The organism is Ereboglobus luteus (assembly GCF_003096195.1).
Classification (GTDB): Bacteria; Verrucomicrobiota; Verrucomicrobiia; order Opitutales; family Opitutaceae; genus Ereboglobus; species Ereboglobus luteus.
In genome coordinates, this window is sequence record NZ_CP023004.1 from 3,477,235 (window position 1) to 3,499,716 (window position 22,482).

Genomic DNA, 22,482 nt, shown 5'->3' on the forward strand with positions numbered 1-22,482 from the left:
AATTCCCACATGAGCACATATCTACAAAACACATTGCGAATGCTGCGCGAGTGCCAGTCACGCTCCGCGCGCGAGCAGCAGATCCTTTCGGGCCGCGATTGGTTGTTCGCCACCGCCCTTGTGCAGTTTATCTCGGCGCTGTTTCCCATTTACCGGTGCGTCAACTACGCCATGGCCATAACGGACATCAATCCGGCCATAGAAAAAGACCTCGGCATGGCCATCGGAATGGTTGTCGTCGGCACCGTGCTCGCGATCCTGTGGGTGTGGGGCAAATACGCGCCGTTCCGCGCCTCCGTTTCCGCGTTTGTGTTTTATGTGACCCTCCAGGTGCTCATCGGAATCTTTTATCCGCTGCACATGTTCGACGGCATCGTGCCGAAGGTCCTCATCATGCTCGGCCTGATAATCGCCGTGCGCACGGGCTACCGCCGCCGCCACTCGGGTTGAGCAAGGAAGCGCGAAACACAAACACCGAAACCGACATGAACACCCAAGACTCAAACATTCTTTATACCGAAACGCCCGACCGCACACCCGACGCGGGCCCGATCCGGCGCGGCGGCACCGCCGTGTGGTTCTGGACCATCGTCGCCGGCCTCGCCGCCATCGTCCTCACGGTGGCGGGCGTGCAAGTGGAGGGCTGCAGGCCCTGGGCCTGGATGCCCGCTGTGGCGCTGGGCGCGCCCTGCGTCTACGGCATCTGGGGCATTTACCGAAGCTACCGCGACCGGGTGGACGTGCCCAAGTCGCACAACGTGCTCGCCGGCGAGCTCGGCTTCGACCTGCTCGCCACCTGCCGCGGCGTGGCGGCCACGGCGTTTTTTGTTCCCGACACGCTGGTGCGCTCGGGTGAGACGACATTATTTCTCTTTCTCGAAAACTACCGCTCGCGCCAAAGCGTGGTGACCGTGCGCCTCGGACATCTTCCCGACATCGGACGCCCCGAGGCCACCTACACGAAGTTCCACCTCGCCGCGGGGCAGGCCGCGGTTTACATGCTGCCCGTGCGCACGAACGCCAACATTGTCACGGGCCACCATCGCCTCTCGGTGCAACTCACGGTCGAACGCCCCACGGGCTTCGGGCAAAAGCTGGAAGGCACGCGTTCGCGCATTCACAGCATGAGAAAACTGCGCATGGCCGTGCCCTTCGAACTCGCCGCGGGACGCCCCGAGGAGGCGAATACGCATGCCGAGCTTCCCAAGCCGCGCTACGTCTCGCTCGCCTCGATCAGCGAAAAAGAACCGACCGTCGAGCGCCTGCAAGAGCTGCTTGGAAAAGCGTGAGGAATTTCCCCTCGCTCATTTTTCGGCGCAACGCGGACTGTGTTGCGCCATCTTTCGGCTAGCGCAGGGAGGATTTTTGCGTCACGGTGTGAGGCATGTTTAATCCTGTTGAAAAACTGAAAGAGTTCATTCGTTGCGCGAGTATTTCCACGGATTCGTCCGCCAAGGCCGGCATGGCGGCGGCGCGCGATCTGGTGGTCGATTTGCTGAAATCGTCCGGTTTCAAGGTCGATGTTGTTTCGATTCCGTCGGGAGTGCATCCTGTCATTTACGCGCACCGCGGCGGCGATGAAAGCTGGCCGCACGTGATTGTTTACGGGCACTACGACGTGCAGCCCGCCGATCCGCTCAACCTGTGGGAGAGTCCGGCGTTTGAGCCGGAGATTCGCGGCGAGCGCATCTACGGGCGCGGCGCGGCGGACAACAAGGGGCCGCTGCTCGTGCACATCGCGGCGATCACAAAACTGCTGGAGCGCGAGCCGGACCTGCCGCTGCAAATCACTTTTGTCATCGAGGGCGAGGAGGAGATGGGCAGCCCGAGTTTCCTGCCGTTCCTTGAGCAATACAAGGACCGCCTCGGCAAGGCCGACTGCGTGATTTTGTCCGACACGGGCAGCCCCCGCGAGGACCAGCTCGTCGTGACGTGCGGATTGCGCGGGTTGATGCTGCTCGACCTGATTGTGACGGGGCCGAAAATGGACCTGCACTCGGGGCTTCACGGCGGTGTATTGAGAAACCCAATACAAGCGCTGACCGAGGTGTGCGCGTCGCTGCACTCGCCCGACGGGCGCGTGAACGTGCCCGGCTTCTACGACGACGTGCTGCCCGTGGAGCAGTGGGAGCGCGACGAGCTGACGAAGCTCGGACAGAGCGAGGAGGAGTATCGCGAGTTTCTCGGCATCCCGGCGTTTCACCCGGCGAAGGATTACACACCGTTCGAGGCCACGCGCTACGGACCCACGCTCGAGTTCAACGGCATCGGCGGCGGTTATCAGGGCGAGGGCACGAAGACTGTTATTCCGAGCAAGGCGTTCGTGAAGATTAGCTGCCGCCTGGTGTCGAATCAGGACCCGGTAAAAATCCGCGAGCTGGTTTACAACACGATCAAGGAGCGCATGCCGAAGGATGTGACGTTTGAGCTGGTCAACCAGCACGACGCGCAGGCCTATGTCGTGGTGCCGCCCGGCCGGAGCAACACGCCGAAGGACCAGTCGCCGGTGCTTGCGCGCGCGTTTCGCGCCACCGACTCGGCGGTGACCGAGGTGTTCGGCAACGCGCCGCTGTATTTGCGCGAGGGCGGCAGCGTGCCGATCATCGCGGACATCAAGCGCGTGCTCGGCCTCGACTCGATGCTGCTCGGCCTGTTTCTGCCCGAGGACAACCTGCACGCGCCGAACGAAAGCTTTCACCTCGGCGTAATGGAGAAGGGCATCCTGGCCGTTGAAAAGGTTTACGAAAAAATCGCGCGCGGATGAAACACGTTTTTCAAAAAACGTGTTTCGACGAAGGTGGCACAGACATTCCTGTCTGTGCCGTGATTTGCGCGAACTCTCCGCACAGACAGAAATGTCTGTGCTACCTTGGCTAAGCCATGCCGCCTGAAACCGGTCCATCATCGCAGCCAGTTCCATCCCCGTCGCGGCACAACGCGGAGCAGGAGTTGATCGAGGACATCCTCCGCGTGATGCTCGAATGCGAATACCAAAATCACGCGCCGTCGGGCGAGCACCTGGCGGGCGTGTCGGGGATTCCTTTGCAGGATGTCTTGCGCGCGCTGGGCAAGGCGCGCGAGGCCGGGCTGGTGACGGTTTCCGAATCGGGCAACTGGACGCTTGCGCCGCAAGGGCGCGAAATTGGCCTGCTCATCATGCGCGCGCACCGGTTGACGGAAACACGGCTTGCCCGCCAATCGGGCGTCAAGCCCGAGCGCTGGCACGAGATTGCGCACGAGGAGGAGCACCAGCTTTCGCGCGACGAGGTCAACCGCCTTTCGGACCAGCTGGACAATCCCCGCTTCGATCCGCACGGCGATCCCATACCGACCCGCGAGGGCACCTGGCCGGCGCACAAGGGGCAGTCGCTGCTCGCGTTTCGCCCGGGCGATTGCGGAGTGATCGAGCACGTCGAGGACGAACCGCCGGCTTTGTTTTCGCGACTGGTTGAGGCGGGCGTTTATGCCGGAATGCGTTTCTCCCTGTTGGAAGCAAACGCCGCCGCCTGCCGGCTTTCCGTCGAGGCGCGAGAGATATCGCTTCCGTCCGAACTCGCCACAATGATTCGCGCGCGCCCGCCGGTTGCCGCGGACGAGCGCGTGCCCGAGGGCGCGCGCCGGCTCTCCGATCTCACCATTGGCAAAAGCGCGGACGTGCTGCTTTTGCTGCCCGGCTGCATCGGCGTGGAGCGCTCGCGGCTGCTCGACCTCGGTTTCGTGCCCGGCAGCCGTATCGAATACGCGATGCAAAGCCCGTTTCACGGTCCGGCGGCGTTCAGTGTGCGCGGCACGTTGATCGCGCTCCGCCGTGAGCAGGCGGAGCAGGTCTTGATTTGTCCGCTGCCCGAAACCGCCCCTGCCGCGCAAAATTAGAATCATTTCTCCCGATGTCCGACGCCTGTCCTCCGTCCTCCTGCTCAACTTGCCCTTCCGCTCCGCGCGAAGGGCTGGAGCGGCTCGGCGTGCGCATCGACCAGTGGGATTGTGTCATCGCGCTCGCGGGAAATCCGAACACCGGCAAGAGCACCGTCTTCAACAGCCTCACGGGATTGCGCCAGCACACCGGCAACTGGCCCGGCAAAACAATCGCGCGCGCCGAGGGCGGTTTTTCCTATCAGGGCAAACGCTACAAAATCGTCGATCTGCCCGGCACGTATTCACTGCGCTCGGCGAGTCCCGACGAAACCGTCGCGCGCGAATTTATTTTGTTCGGCCAGCCCGATGTTTCGGTGATCGTGGCCGACGCATCCTCGCTCGAGCGAAACCTCAATCTCGTTTTGCAGGTGTTGCAGATCACCGACAAGGCCGTGCTCTGCCTGAACCTCATGGACGAGGCGCGCGCCAACAATCTTGTGATCGACGCGCGCCGCCTTTCCGCCGACTTGGGCATTCCCGTCGTGCCGTGCGCGGCGAGGCGAGGGGAGGGGATCGATAAACTGCTCGCCGAAATCCACGCCGTCGCCACGGGCGCGGTGGTGTGCAAACCCCGCCGCCTTCAACTCGATGTGCCCGGCCTCCGCGAGGCGCTTCCGCTCATCGTGGAGCGCTTGAAAAAAACATTTCCCGCGCTCGCGCATCCCGACTGGATTGCGCTGCGCCTGCTCGAGGGCGACCGCTCCATTGCCGACTTGGTGCGAAACGGGCGCATCGGCACGCTCGCCGGCGATCATGCCGCCACCGCGAACACAGGCTCCGAATCCGCCGCCAATTCGCCCGCCGCGGACAATCCCGAGGGCGTGTCGATTGTCGAGACTGCCCTGCACATGCGCTGGAAGCTGCCGTCAAATTATCGCGACCGGCTCACCGAGGCCATTTACGCGGAGTCCTCGCGCATCGTTTCGCGCTCGGTTGCGCGCAAGGGCGCGTCGCGCCGCGTCGATTTGCAAAACAAACTCGACGCGCTCCTCACCGGGCCGTGGACGGGTTTCCCGATCATGGGCCTGGCATTCGCCGTCGTGTTGTGGATCACAATCAGCGGGGCGAATTATCCCAGCGAATTGCTCAACACGCTTCTGCTCGGCAAAATCTATCCATTCCTGCACGACCTGGCGCACGCGCACCTCTGGCCGTGGCTGGCGGGACTGCTGATCGACGGCGTTTACCTCGCCGCCGCGTGGGTGATCAGCGTGATGCTGCCGCCCATGGCGATCTTCTTTCCACTGTTTACAATACTGGAGGATTTTGGCTACCTGCCGCGCGTGGCGTTCAACCTCGACCGGCTTTTCCAGCGAGTCGGCGCGCACGGCAAACAATCGCTCACCATGGCGATGGGCTACGGTTGCAACGCCGCCGGAATCATCGCCGCGCGCGTGATCGACTCGCCGCGCGAACGCCTGATCGCAATCATCACGAACAATTTTGCCATCTGCAACGGACGCTGGCCCGCGCAAATCCTCATCGCCACGATTTTTCTCGGCGCGCTCGCGCCCGCCGCGCTCGCGGGCGTGACGGCGACCCTCGCGGTTTTCCTGATCGCGGTGCTCGGCTTTGCGCTGACGCTGCTCACCTCGTGGGCGCTAAGCCGCACGGTGCTGCGAGGCGAGGCGTCCACGTTCAGCCTGGAACTGCCGCCGTATCGCCCGCCGAATATTTTGCGCACGCTCTACACCTCGCTCATTGACCGCACGCTCTTTGTCCTGTGGCGCGCCATCGTGTTTGCGGCCCCGGCGGGCGCGGTCATCTGGCTTGTCGCCAACGTCACCATCGGCGGCACCAGCCTCGCCGGGTGGATTGTCGGCGGGCTTGATCCGCTCGCGTGGTTCATCGGACTCAACGGCGTCATCCTGCTCGCTTACATTATCGCGATACCCGCCAACGAAATCGTCATCCCGACAGTCCTGATGTTGACGGTGCTGCTGACCGGCCACGTCGTGCCCGGAAGCGAAGCCGGCGTGATTTTTGAAACCGACAACGCCAGTGTGAAAACGCTCCTGACCCAGGGCGGCTGGACGCTCCTCACGGGAATAAACCTGATGCTTTTCAGCCTCTGCCACAACCCCTGCAGCACGACGATCTACACGATCTACAAGGAAACGCGCTCGGCCAAATGGACGGCGCTTGCCACCTTCATGCCCATCGCCATCGGCGTCGCCCTCTGCAGCCTCGTCGCGTTTGTATGGCGCATGGCCGCCGGATGATTGAACGAACCTTGTGCTCCAACGCGCCGCAAATGCTGATGTATCTGCCCGCATCTATCCCAAAGCGACGATTCTCGGCGGAGACACGGTGATCGGCGAAAACTCAATCGTCGGCTCGAACGTGTGGCTGATGCAATCGATGCCCGCCAACAGCATCGCCTATTACCAAGGCGACGCCGCCTCAGTCATCCGCCCGCGCAACACAAAGGAAACGATTTTGGAGTAATCGCCGGGCTCGCCGCTCATTCCCCTTCATTCCCTCCACACTTCCGCACCAAGCGGCAATTCGTTTAATTCCGCCCGCGCTTCGCGCCAAGAGGGGTAGTGTGTTTCCATTATGGATATGAAACGCTCGCTGTGGGTTGGCTCGATCAGGTGAATCATCTCGTGGACAAGCACGTATTCGAGCAGGTCTCTGGGTTTCTTCACGAGTTCCGTGTTGAGGCGGATGTGCCCGGCACGGTGGTTGCAGCTTCCCCATTTGGTTTTCATCCGTTGGAGAAAGTAAGCCGCCACCCTCACTTTCAGTCTCGGTTCCCATTGCCGTATAAGCGCAGGAACCACGGCATGAAGCAGAGACTTGTGCCACTCATGGATTATTTGGGACCGCTTGGCGGCAGCGCTGCCGGGGCGCACGGTCAGGGTGATGCGTTTGTGGTCGAGCACCACGGAAGGTTTGGCGTCGCGGTGTCTGATGGTCATCAGATGCCGCCGCCCCCAGAGGTAATGGCTTTCCCGTTCCACGAATTGGCGGGGTGTTTCGCGTGCTTGTCTGTTCAGTTTTTCCTGTTGGTTCCGAATCCAGCCGAGCTTGGAAATCGCATACGCGCGCGCCACCTCGAGGCGCGTTGTTTTCGGAGTGACCAGCGTGACGCGGCCATCGGGCGGATGAACAGAGAGATGGACGTTCTTGATGTCCTTTCGGGTCACCTGAATCGAAATCTCCCCGAGTTTGACCGTCTCACTCATCGGCAGCCCGTTGGTTCTTGATGATCTCGAAAATAGCCTGCGTTGCCTGCCGGTCGCGGCCCATGATGGGATAAAGCGCATTAAGCACCTGCTTCTCCCGCGTCTCATCGCCTCGCCATCCAGCCGGGGCGTGTTCGCGCATGGCTTGGTCGAGATTCAGCGCGAGTTGCGCTTTTCCGTCATTATCCGACGGGCATTTGAAGGTGGTCGCCGGGATGCTGTCCAGATTGTTGTAAATTACAACAGCCCTCGGTTTGCCGTGCAAAACAGTCGGCACGCCGGCGGTCGCATCCTTCTTTACTATGCGCCTTGCGAGTTCCTCGGTTTTCCGAAGGAACGCTTCATAGCCTTCGGCATCCTCACGGCTTTGCTGGATGAGGTCATCAAGCAACTTCGACATCTGCTCGTAGAATTGAGGATCAGTGAGCTGGTCGCGGATGATGGTTTTGCGGACGTTGTTGATGATGCCCTCGGCGATGGCGTTCTTCGAGAGCTTGCCCTTGTCGTTGAGTTTCTTGGCGATGGCGTCGTGGATGCCGCTCTCAACAATCAACTCCATAAGTGACAGCTCGTTAAGATTGCCCACATCCGTCGCCGGGTCGGCCTGCACGTAGGTGTTGAGCAAGTGGCGCATGTCGGCCTCGAAGGGTTTGATATCCAGCTCTTCGCCGGAGTGTTTTTTGATGGCGGAACGGATGTCGCTGTAGAAGCCCACCTCGGTCTGTAATGCCGTAGCCTCTGTGGTGCTGTAACCGGCTTCGGCGAGGTCTTGCGCGATGTTGGCATAGGCGCGGACGAACGTCGCCACCGCTTTGTAAAATGAAATGCGCAACGGCTCGGTGTCGGCAAGCGCCTGCGGGTTGGCGGCATCCCCGCAGAAGTAGCGCAAAAACTGCTCCATCTCACGCGGCGGCGGCACGGGTTCGCACAGGTGGTGGAGTGCTTCGCGGGCGGTGTCGAGCCGCGTCTTGCCTTCTTTGAGCCAGTCTTTCAGTTCGATGTTGTTCGAGCCGCCATTGCCCGCGTCAATGTCGAGTTCGTCCGAGCTATAGATGGCGATGGCTTCCTGAACATCCTTAAACAGCCTTTTGAAGTCCACGATGTAACCGTAATCCTTGTCGTCGCCGTCGAGGCGGTTGGTGCGGCAGATCGCCTGGAAAAGGTTGTGGTCGTGGAGTTCGTTATCGAGGTAGATGTAGGAGCAACTCGGCGCGTCAAAGCCGGTGAGGAGTTTGCTCACCACAATCAGCAGCTTCATGTTGGCCGGCTCTTCGATGAATTGCCGCTTGGCTTCATCCTCGTAGGCCTTGGTGGTCTGGCCGTCTTTGAGAACATGTTGGGTGTAGGTTTCGAACTTGTAGCGCTCGTCGCTGTTGGCCGGTTCTCTGGAAATCGCGTTGTGGTTCGGCTCGAACGAGGTGATGACGCCGCAGTATCGGCCGAAGGCTTTGCCCTGGAAAATCCGATAGTAATGGCACGCATCGTAGATGCTCGCGGCGACAAGGATCGCCGTCCCGCGGTCGTTGTTGAGGCGCGGCTTGGTGTCAAAATCATGGATGATGCTGGCAACGATGCGCGCCTTTCGCTCCTCGGCGCTCATCAGCTCCTCCATCGTGGCCCAGCGTTTGCGGATGATGGCCTTCTGAAAATTATTCAGCGCCTTGGTTTTTTGCTCGAAATAGGCCTCGATGGCCTGCGGCGAGGTGAGGCGTTGCGGCACATCGCGTGCCTCGTATTTCAGGTCGAGAATCACACCGTCCGCCACGCCTTCGTGAAACTTGTAGGTGTGGATGTAGGTGCCGAAAACGTCCCTCGTGGTCTGCCTGTCCTTTTTCAGAAGCGGCGTGCCGGTGAAGCCGATAAAAATCGCATTTTCCAGCCAACGCTTCATCTGCCGGTTCATGTCGCCGCCTTGCGTGCGGTGGCATTCATCCACGAAGACATAGAAACGGCCATGCACGGCGGGCGGCGGACCATTCAGGTCGGCGGGGTCAAACTTGTGGATCAGCGCGCAGAGCAGCCGGGGGGCGGGCGTGCCGAGTTTGCTGACAAACTCCGCCCGGTTCAGGATGCGGGGATCGGGCGAATCCTTGCCGACGAGGCCGGCGTTTTTCATCACGCCTTCGATCTGCTTGTCCAGTTCGTCGCGGTCGGTGACGACGAGGATGCGGGCTTGCGGATCGTTTTCCAGCAGCCACTTGGCGAGCAAGACCATCAGGATGCTTTTGCCGCTGCCCTGCGTGTGCCAGATCACGCCGCCTTCGCGGTGGCGGATGCGTTCCTGCGCCGCCTTCACCGCCGCGAACTGATGCGGACGGGGCACTTTCTTCACGCCGCTGTCGAAGATGATGAAGTCGCGGATGAGGTCGAGCAGCCGGGATTTTTCGCACATTTCGGCGAGCGGACGGTCCAGCAGTGCTCCGCTTGTCAAGGGGGCGGTGTTGACCGACTTCCATTCCACGAAAAACTCCTCCCTGGTCGTCACCGTGCCATAGCGCAGTCCCTGGGAATCGTTGCCCGCGAAAACAAACTGCACGGTGGGGAAGAAACCTTTGTTGAAAATCTCCTCCTGATTGGTGATGAGCTGGCGCACGCCGTCGGCGATTTCCACCGAGCCGCGCTTGAGCTCGATCACGCCGATGGCGATGCCATTCAGATACAGCACGATGTCGGGACGCCGTTCGTGGCCGCCGCGCAAAGTCACTTCCTCGGCAAGGGCGAAGTCGTTGTTTTCCGGATTCTCCCAATCCACCAGATGCACCTGATCGCTCGGCTTTCCAACGGCAATCTGCACGGACGCGCCATAGCGCAGCAGTTGGTAGGTGCGCAGGTTTGCCTGATACAGCGTGATGCCGGTCGCGTCCGCGGCGGCCATCAATTTTTGCAAGGCGGCGGCAATGTGCGCCTCGGAATATCCGCGCTTCGTCAAATTGGCGCGGAGCAAGTCCGCCTCGATGCAACGGTTATTCTCGCGTTTGTGCCAGTCGCCGAGGTAGCGGTAGCCGAGGCAGTCGGGGCGGGCGGGGTCGGTGAAGAGGGCGATGACGCGGTTTTGCGTCTTACGTTCGGAGCGGGGTTGTTCAGGCATGAGTGTCCTCCGTAAGAATTTCGTTTTTCACATAGCGGCGGAAATCTTCGGCGCTGGTGAAACAGCGATAGCCTGACTGGCTGGCGATCCCTATCGTTTCAGGGCTTTCGCCCAACAGCACGGCCACCGGCTGGCTGAGTTCTTCCTGGATGCCATTGGGCCAGGCGATGTCAAAGACGGCTTTCTGTTCGCCTGTGGCGGCATCGGCAAAGTCGAATGCTACCGTCCCGAGCGGGAGGTCTTGCTGCTGCATCCAGTGATTGAGTTCGTTGATTTGCGCTTCTTCCTCGTTGTTGGCGATGCTACCGGGAGCCAAAGCGATGGGCGGCACCGTGGCGGTGGGGCCAGATAGCCACTTGGTGTCACCGTGCAGCAGTTCTTCCATGCGTTTGTTGAGTTCCGCCGCGAGCAGGATTTTTCGGGCTTCGAGGAATGCCGGGTAGTTTTCAATCTTCCATAGTGCAGGGTCGGCGGGAATCCACTGCGATGCCAAGGCTCCCGGATGCGCTTTTTCTATTTCGGGAAAATAGTTTTCGGGCAATCGGTCGCTGATATCGAGGTTGGTGTCTTTGGTGAGGAAGCAGAAGTTCGCCAGGGCATTCACGTCCGCACGCTTGAATTTGTGTTTATAGAGCTGCGCTTTGGGAAAGATGTGGTGCACTTCCAGCCGGCTCATCTTGCCGAGCAGGTTTGCCTTCAGCGGAAGTCCGGTGCCCCAGTCTTTCGACGCACCCATGCGGGTCAGCAAATAGAGCACAGGATAAAAACGGGCGCCGAGGCTCCAGCCGGTGAAATGTCCCGGTTCGGCGCGCAGCCCTCCATGCCAGAGGCGCAATTGCTCCAGTAATTTGTCCAGCCCGCCGTCCGCCCCTTCGAGTGCAGCCAGATCCTGATCGATGAATGATTCTGTTGAGCCTGAGAAGCGTCCCCACATGCCTGCCTGCACGAACCAAAAGAGCAGTTTGTCCCGGTCTTTCTCGTTCAGCGGTTTGGTCTGTTGATCGAGATAGCGCACCATGACCGGCACGCCAAAGCGTCCGAAGAAAACCTGATCATGATCCAAGCCCAGCCGCCCGCTGATCAGATTGAGGCTGGTGTCCACGTGCTTCGTTGCCCGCTTGAGGCCGTCCTGGATTTCCTCGGCATTCCGGTTGTGCAAAAACTGAAACTTCGCTTCTCCGGTCAGCGCGGTGTTGACCGAGCGGAGCAGCCAATCGAGGTTGAAATGGTAATCGGCTTTGGCCCATTCCTTGAGCTTCGACTTCATCGTGTCGCGGGCTTCCGGCCAATCGGCGCAAATCTTGGCAAGCGCCAGATCGCCTTTGGAGAGTTTTGTGCCGCCGCTGTTCACGCGGTTGAAAATATCCACCACAATATCCAGCGTCTTGTCATTGCCGGTGACTTCCTCGATATGGAGATCTATGTCCGCAATGCCGAGAATGCGCGAAATGCGTGCGGAATACTTGACCGCGCGTGTGCCGATGGAGGGATGCTCGGCGAGCGATTCCACCAGTGTCTCATGCCCGGCTTGCCCTTGTTGCATCAGCGCCGAGACATCAATCCAAAGGGGATCGTCCCGCATTTTGACAGGCTGGAAAAAAGAAAAGGTTTCTGTGTCGAGATGAAAGCGGAGTCCTGAAAAAGCAGCGGGATTTCCGTCGAAAAATTTCGGCGCCTTGCCGCGTGCGACACCGTAGAGCGAAGTCATGCGCTGCTGTCCGTCCAGTAGAAGCTTGACGACACCGGGAGCCAGCGGCCCCTCGCCGCGATGCGCGGCGGTTTTTGCTTCCGTTGCCCACACCAGCAACCCGCCAACCGGGTGCCGCCGGTAGAGCGAATCAAATAATCCTTTTACCTGGTCGCGATTCCAGACGTAACCGCGTTGGAATTCGGGCAATGCCATGTGTCCGTTGTCAATATGGTCGAGGATGGTGGAGATTTTCATAGTAAGCGGATTCTTCCGGTTAAAAGTTCCTGCATCATGGCTTGCTTGAGGGCGCGGGTCTTTTCCCGCCGTTGTTCCAACGCTGCCAGTTCCGCGTCCATGTCCGTCAGCACGGTGGCGATGGCGGTTTGTTCAGGGAGGGAGGAGGGAGCGAGAAATGAAAAACTCACGAAGTCTTTTTGGTAGAGATGGGAAATTGTTGAACCGGCTTGGAGCTTGGTGAGGAACTCTTCAAAGATGCGAGACGTGAGAACATAGTAGAAAAAACGCGGGTTGTAGGCCTCGTCTTTGGGGCGAATTACAAACACACCGCTGTTGAGCGTCGCGGGTTTGGAAAGTGACTCAACGAACGCAACTTTTCCGATTGTCCCATCCTTCGTGAGCAAAATGTCATTCGGGCGCAGTTGGATGTTTCGGTCCTGCGTATAACGTTCGGCAGTGACATGACAGCAGCTCGACCAAGCAATGTGCCCATCAGAAAAGTCAGTTCCCGTGACGAGGAAGTAGTCACCTGTTTTCAGATACTCCGCTGTTGTGAGTCCTTGCCAGCCGATGCGAGCCTTCAACGTCGAGTCGTCCGCCATGTTCAAACGATTCCACTCACCGTGGAAGCCGGGGAGGCGGGTTTGACCGGTGAGGAGTTGCTGCATAGCGGCCTGTTTGAAGTCGCGCTTCTTGGCGATGAGTTGGTTCAGCCCGTGCAGCAGTCCATCCACATCGCTCAGCGCCTCCGCAATGGCGCGTTGTTCGGGGAGAGCGGGAACGGGAATGAGAATCTTGGTCTTTAGATTATCATTGTATAGTCGCGCTACTGTGCCTCCGTGAGAAAATGACCACTTAGTAACTTGATAACGATGCCAAAGGTAAGCATTAGTTGCCTTCGACTCGTCGTTATCAATCCAAACAATGTTACTGTCCTGAAAGTAGGCGGGGGAGCCGTCATAGATCACAGTTCTTCCGATTGTTCCTGCAGCTGAAATCAATATGTCGCCTTTTTTCGGAAACGAATACTTCCGCTTAAACTCATCAAACAGGGATTGAGAGATGAAAGCATCTGCATCACCGCCGAAAGTGCCGATTTTGAAGAATGGAACGTCTCCGTATTCTCGGGTTTGGTGCTTAAGCACACGTTTACACATACGGACGCCACCGATCTCTCCAAGCGGCTTCACCTCCCAATCCTCCGGGATGACACCCACCTCGGTCTGTTTGTAGTCCGGTTTCACTTCCATATGGCCCCCATTTTTTTGAGGTGTTCGTCCACTTTGGCGGCGAGCGTTGCCACGTCGTCGGTGAGTTGCGGCAGCGGGGTGGCGTAGCGTTCGGCGAGCTGGCGGATGCGGAGGGTGAGGGTTTGCGAGACGCGGTCGATTTCGCCCTGCACGGCGGCGGCAATCGTCGCCAGCCATTTGTCGTCAACGACGAGGGTCTTGATCTCGTCCTCGGTGAGCACGGGATATTTGGCGTCGATTTTGTTTTCGAGGTTTTCCTGCGCGGCTTTGAGCCGGGTCTTGGCGGTAGCTTGCTGGTCGAGCAGCGCGGCGTAGTCTTCGAGGGCTTGGCGTTCTTCGGCGTCGTCCGGGTCATGCCCGATTTCCTTGAGGCGGGCTTTCACGGCCTTGGCGGTGATTTTCTGTTTCTCGCCTTCGCCTTCGATGACTTCCGCAAGCAGACCTTCCTCGCCGCTTTGTTCTTCGCGTTTTTCGTCGAGCTGCTGCTCGATGTTGGCGAGTTCGGCCTCGAGGGCGGCGGTAGCATCGCGCTCGGCGGTGAAGTAGCGGGCGATGAGGAGGGCGGCGGGGATGAGGTCGGACTTGAAGCGGCGTTTGCCTTTCTTGAAGTCCTCCTTCTCGGGCCAGACGAGTTTGCCCTCCTTGTTTTTGATCTGCTTGATTTCGCGGGGCAAGACGCCGTCCCGCCAGCCGACATCGGCAATAAGGTAGCAATCATCCTTCATAGTGGCGTCCCAGTAGTCCATGAGGTGCTGGTAAACGTCGTAGGCGTCGAGCAGCGGCGCGGTTTTGAAGGTGGCGAGCAGGTTTTCGACGATGGTTTCGATGAGCGGCTTGGGATGGCTGTCCCGGTCGAAGCCTTTGAGCAGCGGAAGGGTGTCCGTTTGCCATTGCGCGAGGATATTGCCGGCTTTGGCGGTAAAGGCGGTGAACTCGCCGTGGCCTAAAATGGCTGGCTTCACCTCGGCGACGGGGTGCTTGAGCGTGACGTAGCCGGGGCGATTGAATTGCGCAAAGAGGGCGGCGCGCAGGCCGGGCATGATTTTCCAATAATGGTCGAGCGCAACGATGTCGCGCTCCGGGATGCCGCCGCGTAGATGGCCGTCGATGTCCTGCAAGTCCTCCGGCTCGGTGCTGTCGATGTAGCGCGGGAGGTTGAGGTTGTAGTCGTTTTTAGGGTCGGCGATTTCGTCAACGGGCACCATGCGGGCGTAGCGCCGGTCGCTTTCGTCCTGCCGGGTGAAGGTGTCCACGATTTTGTGGATGTCCTGCTCGCGGAGGCGGTTTTTCGGGCCGTCTTTTCTGAAGCCCTTGGAGGCGTCGATCATGAAGACGCCCTTGCGTGCGGCGGCGTTTTCCTTGTCGAGCACGATGATGCAGGCGGGGATGCCCGTGCCGTAAAAGAGATTGGCGGGCAGGCCGATGATGGCCTTGAGGTAGCCGGAGCGGACAAGTTGCCGCCGAATGGCGGCTTCGGCATTGCCACGGAAGAGGACGCCGTGCGGGAGAATGCACGCGCCTTTGCCTGTGCTTTTCAGGGAGCGGATGATGTGGAGCAGGTAGGCGTAGTCGCCCTGTTTTTGGGGCGGCACACCCCAGGCGAAGCGCTGGAAGCAGTCGCCGCCGCCGCTCTCTCCCAGCGTGAGGCCGGTGGACCAAGCTTTGTCGGAGAAGGGTGGATTGGCGACCACGTAGTCGTAGGCGCGGAGCTGCTCGCCGTCCTTGAACTTGGGGTCGCAGAGGGTGTTGCCCGATAGAATGGTGGCGGTCGGGAAGTCATGCAGAATCATGTTCATGCGGGCGAGGCCCGCGGTGGTCACGTCCTTCTCCTGTCCTTCGAGGGTGATGCGCTTGCCCGCCTCGGCGGCGACTTTCAGCAGCAGCGAGCCGGAGCCGCAGGTGGGGTCGTAGGCTGTGGTGCCGGCCTTGGAGTTGGCGGGGGAGATGCCGATGAGTTTCGCCATAATGCGGCTGACTTCGGACGGGGTGTAGAATTGTCCCTTACTCTTGCCACTCTCGCTGGCGAAGTGCCGCATGAGGTATTCGTAGGCATCGCCGAGGATGTCGTCGTTTTCGGCGCGGTTTTTTGAGAAATCGAGCGCGGGGTTTTCAAAAATGGCAATGAGGTTGCCCAGCTTCTCGACCTTTTGCGCGCCGGCGCCGAGTTTGTTGGAGTCGTTGAAATCGGGGAAATCGCTGCGGGCGAGGCGCGAGTTGGCGTCGATGAGCGGCTGGATGACCTGCGTGTTGATAAGATTGCCGATGTCGGGGTTGCCCTTGAGCGCGACCATGTCCTCGAAGCCCGCACCCTTCGGAATGACGACCGGCGGTTCGAATCCGTCGTAGTCGCCGTATTTGTCGGAGACATATTTGATGAAGAGCATGAACAGGACGTAGTCCTTGTATTGGCTGGCATCCATCCCCCCGCGCAGTTCATCGCAGGAGGCCCAGAGAGAGGAATAGAGGTCGGATTTTTTGATAGCCATAAATCAGTTTAAAAGAAGGTTAAGAAAAACTACCAGCGGGTTGTTTGTCGAAATTGATGCAACGAATGGCCGCTTCTTAACCGACGGCTTTGTAAACGTCGCAGTCTAGGGAGTCTTCGCTTTTCGAGTCGCGGAAAGAGTTGTCGAGCTCGTCGAGGAATTGCTGTTCTTCGTTGGTGGTGTGTTTGCTCACAGGAAAAAATGATGCGGGGATTAAGCCTCGGGTATTTCGCCAAGGCAAAATGCTTTGCACCTTTTTAGCAAAAGATTTTTAGGCGAAAATAGGCTTCGCTCCTGCACTCACTCAACCCGCAAATCCGCCGGGTGTTGGTTTGGTCGCGCTGGCGTCAGCCGTCTTTGCGCAAGGCGCGCGGGGGCAGCCAGGCGCCGGCGTTTTCGCAGACGCGGGCGGCGAAGTCGCTGCCGCATTGGGCCGCCTCGCGGCTCGAGAGGCCGCGCAGGCAGCCGTCGATGAAACCCGCCGAGAAGGCGTCGCCCGCGCCGACGGTGTCGATGATTCTTTCGGCGGGCGAGGCGGGGACGCGGACCGGTTCGACTCCTTTGTCGAATACATCGGCGCCGGCGGGGCCTTTTGTGAGCAGCAGAGTGCGCACCGGGTGGCGCGCGAAGACGGCGTCGGCGAAGGCGCGCTCCTCCGTTGGCAGGCCGAGCCATGAGGCGAGCAGCGGCAGTTCCTCGTGGTTGAGTTTGAGGATGTCCGCGTGCGCAAGCGAGTCGCGCAGCACGTCCGCGCTCGGCCAGGGTTCGCGCAGGTTTGCATCGAAGAAACGCATGCAATTCGCGGGGATGGTTTGCAGGAGTTTTTTCAGCGTCGCGCGGGATTCCCCTGAGCGTTGCGCGAGCGAGCCGAAATAAAATGCAGCCGCGCACGACGCCGTTTTGGCGAGCTCCGATGTGAGCGCGATGTGGTCCCATGCGGTGTTTTCGCGAATCCGATACGCGGGGATGCCCGTGCCGGTGATTGTGACATCGACCGCGCCCGTGGGCGCGCCGGCGATCACTTGCACGTGCGTGGTCGGGAAATCGCGCTCGCACAGGAGCTCGAGCATATCGTGTCCGGGCTCGTCGTCGCCCACGGCGCTCGCGAGGAGACAGTGCGCGCCGATCGCGTGCGCGAGCACGGCGACGTTTGCGGGCGCGCCGCCGGGGCGGGCGCCCGCGGGCAGCATGTCCCACAGGATTTCGCCAAAGACGAGCAGCGGCGGTTTGCAGGGGATTTTGTCGTTTGTGTTCATTCGTGTTTGCTTTCCCGGGAGCTATTTCGAATTAAAATTTCCGGATTTTTTAACCGCAGATGGACACAAATAACCGCAGATGCGAAAAACAATGTGTGTCGCGGTTCGATGGTTTGGATATCTGTGTCCATCTGCGTTTATCTGCGGTTAAGGATGAAAACCCGGGCGTCGCAAGCGACGTCCCTAAGGGATTTATTTTTTCCGGACAGGCGTTTTTGAATTTCCTCAAGGGGCACGCCCTTGGTCTCGGGATACCAGCGCAGCACGACGGTGACTTGCAGCACCATCATGGCCGCGAAGAAATAAAACGGAATGCCCGCGCCGGGTTCGCCGGCGTTTTTGGCGAACACGGGGAACAGCCACGAGATCGCCGCCGCCATGATCCAGTGTGTCGAGCTGCCGAGCACCTGACCTTTTGAGCGCACCTGGTTCGGAAAAACCTCGCTGATGAACACCCAGATGACCGCGCCCTGTCCGAAGGCGTGGCAGGCGATGTATCCGACGAGCAGCCAGACAAGCGCGCCTTGGTATTGGTTGATTGTGAAAATCCACGCCACGCCGAGCAGGCACAATCCGGTGCCGATCGCGCCGCCGAGGAGCAGCGTCTTGCGGCCCACGCGGTCGATGATCGCCATGCCGAGCATGGTGAAGACGAGATTGGTCGCGCCGATGAACACGGATTGCAGGTCGCCGGAAACCTTGTCGAAACCGGCCATGCCGAAAATGGGGCTTAGGTAGTAGAGCAGGGCGTTGATGCCGTCGAGCTGGTTGAACATCGCGACCGAGACGGCGAGAAAAACGGGCAGCGCGTGGATGCGCCGGAAGAGCGGCTCGGAGATTTTTTTCGCGCCGGTTTCCTCATCGAGCGAGGCTTGAATGGTCGCGACTTGCGCGGCGGGATTTTCGACGCCGGTTTCGGCGAACACGTGCGAGGCCTCGTCGGCGCGTCCGCGCATGATGAGCCAGCGCGGGCTTTCGGGAATGTTGCGCAGGAGCAGCCAGAACAGGAGCGCGGGTAACGCCTCGACGCCGAGTTTCCAGCGCCACTCGGCCGCGCCGAAATCAACGAGCCCGAGCAGATAGTTCGACAGATACGCGACGAGGATGCCGAGCACGATGTTGAACTGGAAAAACGCGCCCAACCGCCCGCGCCAGCGCGCCGGCGAGATCTCCGCGAGATACAGAGGGCAGATCACCGTCGAGCCGCCGATGCCCAGGCCGCCGATGACGCGAAACACGATCAGCGACCAAAAATCCCATGCGAACGCGCAGCCGGCCGCCGACACAAAAAACAACACGCCGGCCCATTGCAGGCAACGCTTGCGACCCAGCGCGTCGCTCGGGCGCGCGGCGAGAAGCGCGCCGATCACGGTGCCGATGAGCGCGGAAGCGGTCATGAAGCCCTGCGTGAATCCGCTGAGTTGGAACAGTTCCTTGAGCTGGTTTTGCGCGCCGGAAATGACGACGGTGTCGAAACCGAACAGGAGCCCGCCGAGCGCGGCCACGAGCGAGCAGCGAAGCAGGAACGAATTGGGCGAGGCAGTTTTGTCTTGGGTTGATGAGGCGGTCATGGGTTTCGAGGGGATGTTAAAGCATTTTGGGAAAATAGTGCGGTGCCTTTGGTAGGGCGGTCTCGCCGAGGCCGCCGCGTTTGTCATCCGAAAATTCTCGGCGCGCTCGGCGAGCGTGCCCTACCCAATGCGGATGGAGTTCCATTGATTATTGAATCGGGTGCATGTCCCAGACTTGGAGTTTTTCGACGGTGACCGGCGACTCCTCGGCGATGAGCGCGATGTCCTTCGCGTCGGGCCGCGTCGGGTAAACGCGCTGCGTGAGACACTGGCGCTCGTTCACATAAACCTCGATGACGCTCTTGTCCACGAACACGCGCAGGTCGGCGGCCTCGCCGGGCGCGAGCGTGAACGGGGCGGTTTGCTCGGTGACGTGGTGCTGGTCGCGCGGGAGGTTTTTTAGGAACGCGGCGCGGCCCTTTGTCCAGCGCGCGGCGGGATTGAGCGTGGATTTGGAGATGTCGGCGGTGAGCGTGTTTTTGCCGGGGTCGATCCAGATTACGGTTTGCTCGGCGCGGTCGGGCGTGGCGCGGACGATGATGCCGAAGCGCCCGGATTTCCCGGGGGTGATTTTGGCGCGAATTTCGAGCGTGTCGCCGCTGAGTCCGCCGAGGTCGCGCTCGCCGGAGACGGTGAAGCTCGAAAGCGAGCGCTCGTTGTGGCGGAGAACTTCGAGCTCGGGCGCAGGCTGAATGCGGAGCGTGTTGTCGGGGAACAGCGAGAGGATGCGCGGCAGCGTGGCGACGGAGCCCCATGTCACCGAGGCGACGGTTTGCCCCCTGACCTGCGTGGGACGGTAGGGTTCCTGCACCCAGCCCCAGAAGACGCGGCGGCCCTTGCCGTCGAGCAGCGTCTCGGGACCGGCGACGGAGCCGGCGGCCCAGCTCATGCGCCCGTGCGATTCGGGGATGAATTTTTCCGCGGCGCGATCCCAAACGCCGATGTAATAATGCACGCTGTTGAACGGCTGGTGGCAGTGCATGAGGAGCATGTGTTTGCCGTTGCCGATGGGGAAAAAGTCGGGGCAGGCGGCGTCCTCGTGCGCGGCGGTCCACTTGCGGTCGGATTTGTAGAACGGCCCGCGATACTCCCAGTTCACAAGGTCGGTGGAGCGGTAGAGGCTGTTGCTGTCGCCCTCGTAACCGGGCGTTCCGTTTTTGTTGCCGATGAGCGCGTAGTAGGTGCCGTCGGCTTCGCGCCAGGCGGTGGGATCGAAGACGCGAACTTCGGGCGGCGCGGTTTTGTCGGAGATCACCGGGTTGCGCGGGTCGGGCGTCCAGCGGACGAGCTCGGGGTCGTCGGGATCGTCGGCGGTGGCGATGCAGGTGCCCTGACCGGGGACGTGGTAAATGAGCGTGGGCACGGGCGCGTCGTTCACGGCGTCGCCGCTGTAAATGCCGCGCGGCATTGAGCCGTCGAAAACGGGTGCGACCGCGGGCGCGTGGTGCACCCAGTGCACGAGGTCGGCGCTCGACGCGTGCAGCCAAATTTCGCGCGGGTGGTCGTTGTCGCGCCCCTCGAGGACGGTCTGCGTGTCGGGTGCCTGGCGTCCGAGAAACATGACATGGTAGCGGCCCTTCCAATAAAGCGTGCCGTTGATGTCGTTCCAATAGCCGTCGGGCGGCATGAGGTGGTAGCGCGGGCGGTGCGGATCGGCGGCGAGCTTGGCGCGCAGGTCGCGCGCGGCGCGGAGCTGGTCAACCGTGCCGAGTCCGTCCCTGCCGGTCACGGCCTCAATCTTCGGGCGAAGCGCCTCCTGGTTTTTAGCAACGAGCGCGGCGCCCCCGCTCAACGCAACGATTTCGTCGTCGGAAAGCGCGCGCGCCCAGATTGCGGCGTGGTCGATGTCGCCGCGCATGGCTTTGCCGATGATCAGAGGCTCCGCGTTTTCGCGCAGCTCGCCGGACGCCGGCGCGGACGCGACGCGGCGGCCGTTGACGAACAGCGCGATCTGCCGCCCGTCGTAGCGGGCGATGACGTCGTGCCACACACCCTGTTCGATGGCGGACGCCGGCAGGCGCACATCCGCGCCAAGATTCGGCCGTCCCTTCACGCCGATCTGGAAACCGATGGCGCCGTTGTTGGCGTAAAGATTGAAGGAGGTTTTGGCATGGCCGCCGTGTTTGCAAAAGAGCTCGCTGTTCGTCAGGCTGGCAGTGGGTTTTATGCGAAGGAGAATCGTGAGACGGTCGCCCTTCGGTGTAGTAAAACGATCGGCACGGAGGAATCCGCCCGAGAAGCGCGCCGCAATCCCGTCGCCTCCGCGAGCGAGCGAGGCCGCGCGGTCGCCACCCCCAAGCGGCTGCCCGAGCGTGATCGCGCCGGAAACTGTCACAGGATCGCCGGCGGCGGATTTTGCCGCGTCCATGTTCCAGACGGTGACAGTGTCTTTGAAAACGGGACGCGCGCTTTGCGCATTCACTGCGGCAAAAAGAGGCGGCATGAGGAATGCTGGGAGACAGGTTGCGACAAACGACAGAAACCGTCGGATGCGCGAGGGGAGGGGATGTGTTTGGGGCGTGATGGGATTGCGCATGGCAGGGAATGAACTCGCTCCACAAATCCCCGTCGCGCGCAAGACTGCCAATTACATTCTTGCGCAGCCTGCCATATTCCTGACAAGACAGGTTGCATATTTGTCATGGCAGCTTTGAGGCATCAAAAACTTCCCGAAGACACCAACCCGAAATACATGCGCATCGCGGCGGTGTTGCGCGAAAAAATCCTTTCCGGCCAATATGCGCCGGGGCATCGGCTGCCGAGCGAGTCGGCGCTCGTCAAGAGTTACGGCGTGTCACGACCGACGGCGGGGCGCGCCTTGAGGGATCTCGTGGACGCGGGCTTGGTGGAACGCCGGGCGGGCGCAGGCTCCTTTGTTGCGAGCCAGCCCAAGGCGGTGACGGGCAGGCCGACGCTTGGCATTCTCATGCCCCAGTGGGAATCAACTGAGATTTTCGAGAAAATCTGCGGGCAACTCGCGAGTCTGGCGCGCGCGCATGGCATCGACATCGCATGGAGCAAAGCCTCTCCGCCGAACCTTTCACCCGGCGCGCGAATCAAGGACGAATCGGAGCAGGCCGAGCGGATGTGCTCCGACTATATCGAACGCCGGATGGCGGGCGTTTTTTTCGCGCCCCTGGAACTTTCAAAAACGCAGTCGGAGGTGAACCATCGCATTGTGTCGCGGCTGACCGAGGCGGGAATCGCAATTGTGCTGGCGGACCGTGATATTGAGAAATATCCGCAGCGGAGCGGGTTCGACCTGGCGTCCATGGACAATTTTGCGGCGGGTTATAAAATCGCCTCGCACCTGCTCCTGCTTGGCTGCCGCCGCATCGCGTTTTTCACAAAACCGTATTCCGCCTCCACGGTTGCGGCGCGCATCGCGGGCATGCGGGAGGCGATGGCGCGCGCGAATGTCGAAACCAAGGGCGAGGTGATCGAGGGCAACCCGGCGGACGCGAAGTTCGCGCGGTCGGTCTTTGCTCGAAAAAAATGGGACGCGTGCATTTGCGCCAACGATCGCACGGCGGCGCAACTGCTCCAGTCGCTGATCAAACTCGGCATCCGCGTGCCGGGAGATTTGCGCGTGGCCGGTTTTGACGACGCGAAATACGCGACGCTGGTCGCGGTGCCGCTGACGACAATCCACCAGCCCGGCGACGAGGTGGCGGCGCTGGCGTTTGAGGCGATGATGCGCCGCATCAACAACCCGCTCGCGCCGTCGTGCGCGTTCCTGGCCACACCGCGTCTCGTCGTGCGCGAATCCTGCGGCACGTATTTGCCGAGGTGATTGTA

At 60.7% G+C, this 22,482-nt stretch carries 15 protein-coding genes; 7 read left to right on the forward strand and 8 right to left on the reverse strand.

Annotated elements, in window-relative coordinates; all coding sequences use genetic code 11:
* Positions 1–9: 9 nt before the first annotated feature.
* The 6 genes from CKA38_RS12710 (at position 10) to CKA38_RS15900 (ending at position 6,363) form a co-directional block, all read left to right on the forward strand.
* The gene (locus CKA38_RS12710; RefSeq protein ID WP_108825813.1) at positions 10–450 is read left to right on the forward strand and encodes a hypothetical protein; all 441 of its coding nucleotides are present in this window, start codon (positions 10–12) and stop codon (positions 448–450) included.
* A 35-nt stretch (positions 451–485) separates the two neighbouring features.
* Positions 486–1,289 (forward strand): hypothetical protein, encoded by an 804-nt coding sequence (locus CKA38_RS12715; RefSeq protein ID WP_152032861.1) that lies wholly within the window; start codon positions 486–488, stop codon positions 1,287–1,289.
* A gap of 95 nt (positions 1,290–1,384) precedes the next feature.
* Entirely contained in the window at positions 1,385–2,764 is a 1,380-nt protein-coding gene (locus CKA38_RS12720) for a M20/M25/M40 family metallo-hydrolase (protein ID WP_108825815.1), read from the forward strand.
* 116 nt (positions 2,765–2,880) lie between these two features.
* Positions 2,881–3,873, forward strand: coding sequence for a metal-dependent transcriptional regulator (locus tag CKA38_RS12725; protein WP_108825816.1), 993 nt, complete (start codon positions 2,881–2,883; stop codon positions 3,871–3,873).
* Between the two features lie 14 nt (positions 3,874–3,887).
* Positions 3,888–6,137 (forward strand): ferrous iron transport protein B, encoded by a 2,250-nt coding sequence (gene feoB / locus CKA38_RS12730; RefSeq protein ID WP_108825817.1) that lies wholly within the window; start codon positions 3,888–3,890, stop codon positions 6,135–6,137.
* Positions 6,138–6,150: 13 nt separating this feature from the next.
* Positions 6,151–6,363: an LbetaH domain-containing protein gene (locus CKA38_RS15900; protein WP_192881137.1), complete on the forward strand. Its 213-nt coding sequence runs from the start codon at positions 6,151–6,153 to the stop codon at positions 6,361–6,363.
* 26 nt (positions 6,364–6,389) lie between these two features.
* Here the strand turns inward: CKA38_RS15900 and CKA38_RS12740 are convergent, their stop codons facing one another.
* From CKA38_RS12740 to CKA38_RS12775, 8 genes are all read right to left on the reverse strand, one after another.
* Positions 6,390–7,106 (reverse strand): M48 family metallopeptidase, encoded by a 717-nt coding sequence (locus CKA38_RS12740; protein WP_108825818.1) that lies wholly within the window; start codon positions 7,104–7,106, stop codon positions 6,390–6,392.
* Positions 7,099–10,194 carry a type I restriction endonuclease subunit R gene (locus CKA38_RS12745; RefSeq protein ID WP_108825819.1) on the reverse strand — a complete coding sequence of 1,032 codons (3,096 nt, stop codon included), beginning with the start codon at positions 10,192–10,194 and terminating at the stop codon, positions 7,099–7,101. Before CKA38_RS12745 ends, CKA38_RS12740 begins: the two co-directional genes overlap by 8 nt.
* Positions 10,187–12,139 (reverse strand): GmrSD restriction endonuclease domain-containing protein, encoded by a 1,953-nt coding sequence (locus tag CKA38_RS12750; protein WP_108825820.1) that lies wholly within the window; start codon positions 12,137–12,139, stop codon positions 10,187–10,189. The genes CKA38_RS12745 and CKA38_RS12750 overlap by 8 nt, the downstream gene beginning before the upstream one ends.
* Positions 12,136–13,371 carry a restriction endonuclease subunit S gene (locus tag CKA38_RS12755; protein ID WP_108825821.1) on the reverse strand — a complete coding sequence of 412 codons (1,236 nt, stop codon included), beginning with the start codon at positions 13,369–13,371 and terminating at the stop codon, positions 12,136–12,138. The genes CKA38_RS12750 and CKA38_RS12755 overlap by 4 nt, the downstream gene beginning before the upstream one ends.
* Positions 13,362–15,857: a type I restriction-modification system subunit M gene (locus CKA38_RS12760; protein WP_108825822.1), complete on the reverse strand. Its 2,496-nt coding sequence runs from the start codon at positions 15,855–15,857 to the stop codon at positions 13,362–13,364. Before CKA38_RS12760 ends, CKA38_RS12755 begins: the two co-directional genes overlap by 10 nt.
* Positions 15,858–16,204: 347 nt before the next feature.
* Positions 16,205–17,113: a carbohydrate kinase family protein gene (locus CKA38_RS12765; protein ID WP_108825823.1), complete on the reverse strand. Its 909-nt coding sequence runs from the start codon at positions 17,111–17,113 to the stop codon at positions 16,205–16,207.
* 137 nt (positions 17,114–17,250) lie between these two features.
* Positions 17,251–18,684: a sugar porter family MFS transporter gene (locus CKA38_RS12770; protein WP_108826583.1), complete on the reverse strand. Its 1,434-nt coding sequence runs from the start codon at positions 18,682–18,684 to the stop codon at positions 17,251–17,253.
* 148 nt (positions 18,685–18,832) lie between these two features.
* Positions 18,833–21,127 (reverse strand): GH32 C-terminal domain-containing protein, encoded by a 2,295-nt coding sequence (locus CKA38_RS12775; RefSeq protein WP_161554901.1) that lies wholly within the window; start codon positions 21,125–21,127, stop codon positions 18,833–18,835.
* A gap of 198 nt (positions 21,128–21,325) precedes the next feature.
* On the opposite strand from CKA38_RS12775, the gene CKA38_RS12780 reads away from it, so the two are divergent.
* Positions 21,326–22,477, forward strand: coding sequence for a GntR family transcriptional regulator (locus tag CKA38_RS12780; RefSeq protein ID WP_108825825.1), 1,152 nt, complete (start codon positions 21,326–21,328; stop codon positions 22,475–22,477).
* The last annotated feature ends 5 nt before the right edge of the window (positions 22,478–22,482 follow it).